General features: G+C 59.8%; 4 protein-coding genes and 1 pseudogene. 2 read left to right on the top strand and 3 right to left on the bottom strand.

Translation table 11 applies throughout. The features are described from left to right. Nucleotides 1-529 precede the first annotated feature (529 nt). The 3 genes and pseudogenes from GNZ13_RS44680 to GNZ13_RS53190 all read right to left on the bottom strand — a co-directional run bounded on the left by GNZ13_RS44680 (nucleotide 530) and on the right by GNZ13_RS53190 (nucleotide 3484). Complete coding sequence (locus tag GNZ13_RS44680; protein WP_172177075.1) at nucleotides 530-2125, bottom strand: SagB/ThcOx family dehydrogenase; 1596 nt, start codon at nucleotides 2123-2125, stop codon at nucleotides 530-532. Nucleotides 2126-2326: 201 nt separating this feature from the next. Beyond that, a complete protein-coding gene (locus GNZ13_RS53195; protein ID WP_236002465.1) occupies nucleotides 2327-2734 on the bottom strand; it encodes a DUF2513 domain-containing protein in 408 nt (135 codons plus the stop codon). Between the two features lie 433 nt (nucleotides 2735-3167). After that, nucleotides 3168-3484: pseudogene (locus GNZ13_RS53190) on the bottom strand (hypothetical protein). 605 nt (nucleotides 3485-4089) lie between these two features. On the opposite strand from GNZ13_RS53190, the gene GNZ13_RS44670 reads away from it, so the two are divergent. Together GNZ13_RS44670 and GNZ13_RS44665 are read left to right on the top strand one after the other, a co-directional pair. After that, nucleotides 4090-4350, top strand: a complete 261-nt coding sequence (locus GNZ13_RS44670; protein WP_172159498.1) for a transcriptional regulator — start codon at nucleotides 4090-4092, stop codon at nucleotides 4348-4350. A gap of 888 nt (nucleotides 4351-5238) precedes the next feature. Beyond that, nucleotides 5239-5475, top strand: coding sequence for a hypothetical protein (locus GNZ13_RS44665; RefSeq protein WP_172177073.1), 237 nt, complete (start codon nucleotides 5239-5241; stop codon nucleotides 5473-5475). The last annotated feature ends 525 nt before the right edge of the window (nucleotides 5476-6000 follow it).

Here is a 6000-nt window from a genome sequence, read left to right as displayed (position 1 = left end):
TTCAGCCTCGGCAAAGCAGTCCCTGGCGGAAGCTGGCCCTGGCCAACAAGACGCTCCAACGAGCGTTCACTTTCAACTGGAGCGAAGAACGCTTCTGTTGGATCGAAGGCGGGTATCGGCGAAAGGGTGCATGCGGCCAGGAGCCGCCGGTGGTTGAGTTGATCACGGAATGCACACCTCCGATTGTCCGGAATCCTAAAGGAGACATTCGTGGAGATTAGCGTGGCAACGTTCGGCCGAAGCGGCCGCTTATGCCTTTCCAGTTGCGACCACTCGAAAATGTCCGCTTCGATGCAATTCGAATAGATGCTTTCAACCGTCGCTGCCTTGGAAAGCGGACTTTAAAGCAAGCTTTCTGGCGACGGTTCTATTCTTCGTATGGGGGCGAGTCGCTTTCCTTTTTATTCTCACGCCAATACGTTTGGTTCGCCGCGCATTGATAAGGAAAACGAGGACTATGTGTGACGTCCAATCGCCGGTCGCTCGTGGAAAGTACCGCCTCACCACGATCGGGACGTGAGGCTCTGCTTCAAGGCTGAACCTCATACGGTGGACATGTGGACAGGCGCTGATCGTCTACCGCACGGCCGACGGTGAAGTGATACAGGCTTTGCCAGGCGTGATCCTTCACGCCGAGCAGTGCGTGAATTTCATCATCGAAAAAGCAGCCAATCCCTGTCGCGCGCACGCCGGCGGCTTCGGCTTCGAGATAGAGCGCCTGGCCAAGAATGCCGCATTCCCAGAACAGATGGCGATAACGCCATGGCTGCTTCAATGCGATTCCGAATCCCGCGATCATCCCCAGCGCAAAGCAGGAATCGGCGCCGATATCCTGGTGGCAGCAGATCAACTTTGCCGTGGCGCGCAAATCGTAAGGCAGCAGAAGATAGAGCGGCAGATGATCGGGGCCGGTCTTTTGCCACAGCCATTCTGGACGTAGAGACCGCTTGAGATCCGGCAGCGCGCCCGGATTTCTCACGAACATATACAGGCCCGGCTCCAGGTCGCCCACGCGGTGCACCATTAGCGCTGCATGCACTGCTGCAGGAGACATCAGCGTATTCAACGGCGTGTCATGACGTGGCAACAGGCTCGCCAGCATGCTGAAAAACGCCGCCTTGGCGATGCACGTCATACCGTCGAAATTCACCGCGCTGCGGCGCTGCCGCGCGATCCGGGCAAAGCTGAGATCAAGGGCGGGCGACGCGGGCGACGGGCGCTCTTCCGGATTCGGCAAGGTCGGTTCGCGAGTACGGGCCTTATGCGTGGCGCGATGGATCGAATCGATATCCGGCCACTTCACATGTCCCGGACTCAGCTGATTCGCGCGTCCGTGCCACTGTGCGCTATCCAGGGCGATCAGCATGCGCTCAAGATCAGGCCTCAATTCAGGGTTGCCGATCCAGAGCAAGGCATCCGGCGCCTCTGCTTCTGCCTTCCCGAAATCTTCTCCGCGGTTCAATTCAAGCAGGTTGGCCACTGCGTCGTCCGCAGCCGCCTCCACCAGCCGCGTCTGCCAGCCAAGCGCTGCCGCTGCGTAACTCACCGCGGCGATGACATGGCCGCAATCGTGCTGGCAGTAGCGCCAGGCGCGCATGCCGTATTTCCACGCCTCGCGCCAAGGGATCGAGCTTATGCCGACCAGGACGCCACTTTGCGGGAACGCCTCGCTCCATCGTTCGTCATCCACTGTAGCGCGACATTCAAGGGAATGGTCCCGGCTCAGGTAATGGTAAATCCCACCGGACAAGCCGGGCAGAGTCGGACACAGAAGATAGCCCTCGGTCGGATGCAGATTTCCGCTCGAAGGGTTGCAGCGCAGTGCCCACCGCTGGGTGCCGTAGGATTTCCACGCCGACAGGCCGAGCGAAAGTTCGAACAGGATTGCCAGACTGGAAAGATCGAATCTGCGCGCGGGCGGTAAAGCGCCGCAGCGCAGTTCGTTGTAGGGTGTAGTCAGGCTATCCGCGGCTAACGGCAGACCAATGCGCGGTGCGCCGTGAAACACCCGGAACGGATCCGGTTGGGTTGCCCAGTCGAGTTTCCCGGGGCCAGGGGCGTAGCCGCCGACGCGATGCTTGCTGCGCTCGTGATATTCAAGCATCGCATGCTTTAACCGGTCCATGTTCCCCTCAGACCAGGAATATCCGCACATGCGGCTGTACAAAATCGGCTGGCTGGACGTTGGGGCGCGGTCGTCATCAAGTCGTGGAATCGAACGCGCTTCGGCAAACTGCTATTGCGTTCGGCGCCTCCTGTACGATGCCCCGGCAATCGGGTCGTCTTCACGAAAACCGGGGGATGTTTCCAGCGCTTAGGTCACCCTTCAGGTGTCTTCGAAGGTATTCGGGACCGCCGACTTCAAAAACTCGTGGCCATCCCAGGTTAGCCGCCAGTCGCTACCCATCGAGCGGACGAGATTTGCGTCGGCCAGCAGGTTCAACTGATACCACACACCCCGGTTCGAAACATCGAACGCATCCTTGAGCGCGCTTTCAATGTCAAATTCGCTGAGGTGCGGGGATTTGTTTTCCTCGAGAATCTTCAATATTGCGAGTGCCAGATTCATATCGCGTTTCACGATCTCCTCCTGTCGCCGATAGGACATACGTCGAAAGGGCGCCACGGGTACAACGTCCGCGCAATCATACCGGGTGTGGCTTGCTGCACGGCTCTTTGCGCTTTCGCACAGTTCCGCGAAAAGGGTGGCACGACGCGAGCCGCGCAGGTCCACGATCGACGTCATTAGATGGAAAGCCACCGGACGTTCCATCTAACTGAGAGGTTGTGGCCGACCAGGCATAATCCCGTGCGGTCGTCCGGCATCGTGTGCCTGATTGCTTTTTTCGTGCTCGTCGCGAGTGGTTTCGCGCAGTGACTGCGACAGATCCCCGGCTGGCTTCTGCGCCGACCTTGAAATCGGCTTTGTGCCCGGTACGGATAAGGGTACATCGATAGAACGTGTTTCATTGTCCTCCGAAAGGAGTCTCTGGGGCGCAGGCATCGAAGTACACGGCGAGCCCCGTCTTCCCGCCGGTGGGGGGCGCCGATTGCAGAGCTGACCGGCGGCGCCGCAATCGATGTGATTCCGGGTTCCCAACAGGCTCATGCCACGGTCCGGATGCGTTGGGTGAATTTCAACACCAGTCGCGAGCGCTGCCTGGGATTCAACGCTTCGGTCCCCTCATACCCTCGGTTTCCATCGCAGCATTCCGCTCTTCGCAGGCTTCAATAGGTTCCATGGTCTCGTCGATGGAAGCTGTCGCGCGTTCTGTGGCCGCCTTCGTTTCGTCGACGGTGGAACCGGGCCCTCCGTCGTCGTCGCTCGGGGGCTCCAGCATGTCTCGAAGCATGGCCGCCAGCTCCGGCGTGCCCCCGGCGCGCCATGCTGCTCTTTCTTCTTTATGTAGTGCCTGACTTCTGCGTCCTGCTCCGGCGTCAGGGGAAGACCGCGAAATGTGCTTTGGGGGGTAGCGTCGGTCATGGCATTGCTCCGGAATTTATCCCATTTTGAGTGTAGCCCTGTTGTAGCCAGCGAGCCTCAACTACCGGTCTGCGCATGGACTGATCCGTCCATTCGCATCGGCTCGTCCAGCGAGCGGACGTTGCTGTCGGCACAGATACGAGCCCGGGCGCTGTGCGCAATTGCTGCTGATAGCGGTACCGTGCAAACAATCCCCGGCGGGACAACGTCCCGCGATGACATGGTTCAGCGCAGGGGCCTTACGCAGAAGGGACATACCTCGAGCGTGGCTTTGCGTCTTTTTGCGGCACCTGCAGGCGGTTTCGACCGCTCATGGCGATGCGCGCACCGATGCAAATGGCGACGGGTCATGAAGGATGGCCGGAACTATGACAAAACTGTCCGGACAGTTTTCCATCGAACGCGTGCACAAAAGCTGTACGCTGATGATTCCCGACTGCGACCGGATCGGACCCAGATGAGCGTATGGCACTCGACTTTCACAACCTCAGCCGCAGCTATGACGCACTCGGGCACTGCGTAACGTTCTGGGGTTTTTGGGGGGTTATGACAACGTCGTGAAGGGGACCACGAATATCGCTGTCGGACAGACGGGAGGGCGGAAGATGCGACTGATCGAAGCGGATGAACGTCAGGCTTTTCTGGCGACCTTGCAGCGCAAGGGACTGGCAGAAGGTGAATTCGAACTGCTGGAAACGGATACGACTGACCCCAAGGGCGACGAGAACGTCGGCCTGCAGGGATATGTCACCGTAACCAGACTATCAACACAAATTGCGAGGGAATACCCCATCGGCTTCGAAACCGGTTGGGTGCAGCATTTCAGACAGGATCTCGAAGCTGGCGTCTTCGATAAGCCGGAATGAGATCCCGCATCTTATTGGGCTGCAGGTAAGAGTTGACCGGCCACCCGGCGCGGGTACCAGCCTGGAAGCAGGCATACTCAAGCCCTGCGCGTGCATCCGGAAGAACAACTCCTTCGGGCGCGTCGCCGATGTCGCCCCCACGGCGTCGCAGGCGGTTGCGAAGCCTCACTACGGTTGACGGCGGCCGATAGGCGGCAGGCGTGTGCCGACCCAAAGCTGCAACTGACGAGACCAAAATGGACATTCGCGCGCCAGGTCAGGAACGCACGGTGCTCCCGGTGGCAACACTCACGCCTCGGGGGAACAGGTCGAGGTCGCCCGCAACCAAGGATCAGTACCCCCACCGCAATCTCACAGTACGCAAGCGTTTTTCGCCCGGAGTCAGCCACTCGGGATCGAAGCCCGATTTCATCCCTCGCCACGACGAACTCAATTCGCCAGATGATATCGGCAGACGGCTGCGGTTCAAGCTCAGTACGCGCGAGTTGCATTGGCACGCGCCGAGCACATTTGCCCTTTTGACGGCACAGTTGTCTCGCGGCCGACGACAATGACTGACACATGGCGCCGCTGAGAAGAATCGGACGCTCTCTCCTGCGGGATTCTCCAACGTGTCTCTGTCGGTAGGTGATCATGGGATTCGCGAATACGGGGAAGCCACGGGCGGTAGGCCAGACTGCCGGGCAAGCGGGCAGCCATGTTTGGGTGATTCCGCTCCTGAACCTTACCTCCTGCGAACTCATGAGATCGATCGTTTCTGGGGAGAATTTCGCGACAGAGTTGGCCGCAAAAGATGCGGGCGACGCGCGCGTGAAGGCGACGGCCGAAGAAAAGTTGGTCCACCGTTGATTTGCCCGTCTTGCGGCGGTGCGGGAACCGGAGGTCTTCATGCAGCGAACGGTCGAATATCGCGGATTCGAAATTCACGTTGATCTGCTGTCCACATCGAAGGACATGTTCGACGTCTGGTTTCGTATTGAGGGACCCGTCAAGCCTCCCGGCGTAGCAGCGCTCGGCGAGCGCATCAAGATCCGGGGCGGACCGTTTTCCCGTCGCTGGGCCTACTTTGTTGCGGAGATCGCCGGCCAGGCCGCTATCGACGTAATCCTTGGCCCCGCTGAGTAGACGCAAACTCAGGGCGCGTCGGACCTCGCATGAGGGCCTGACACGCTCCGAGTGTCCCGCCTTTCGTCGCGTGCCACGACTCCTCGAAAGCCCCAATGGAGGCGATCATGGCTGGCATCCTGGAAGGCGTAAAGCTGCATAATTGAGGTCAGGCCGTTCCGTTCGGCTTGACGTCCATCCGATCGTCTGCGCGGTGCCCTGTAGCGTGCTGCTTGTTGTACCGGGGTACGTGCCGCGGCCGCCAGCGCCTATCCTGCCAGTTGTCTACACCAAGGCCGTCGAGGTGAAGACATACATTCTTGTGCCGTGTATCGACAGGATACGGACCGTGCCGGTGTCCCTGGCCGGTGCAGATCTGCTGGTCGAACCAAACGGCGTGGCCGTTGACCGGCCATGGTGGGTTCACATTCAGCGTTGGAACTGGGAGAACGAGTTGATGGCGCTGCTATCGGCCTGCGTCGCTCGCCCCGTACATCGGTAGAAAGCAGCCCTTCCGAATGGATGGGCCGGAGCGCCTGGAAATCC

It is taken from the genome of Paraburkholderia elongata (assembly GCF_013177735.1).
GTDB lineage: Bacteria > Pseudomonadota > Gammaproteobacteria > Burkholderiales > Burkholderiaceae > Paraburkholderia > Paraburkholderia elongata.
The sequence above is the reverse complement of the archived record's forward strand: the minus strand, read 5'-3'. Positions and strand labels throughout refer to the sequence as shown.

Bases quoted from the DNA above. Each gene is read 5' to 3' on its own strand.
- GNZ13_RS44680 (WP_172177075.1), bottom strand. From the start codon at position 2,125: ATGGACCGGTTAAAGCATGCGATGCTTGAATATCACGAGCGCAGCAAG.
- GNZ13_RS44670 (WP_172159498.1), top strand. From the start codon at position 4,090: ATGCGACTGATCGAAGCGGATGAACGTCAGGCTTTTCTGGCGACCTTG.
- GNZ13_RS44665 (WP_172177073.1), top strand. From the start codon at position 5,239: ATGCAGCGAACGGTCGAATATCGCGGATTCGAAATTCACGTTGATCTG.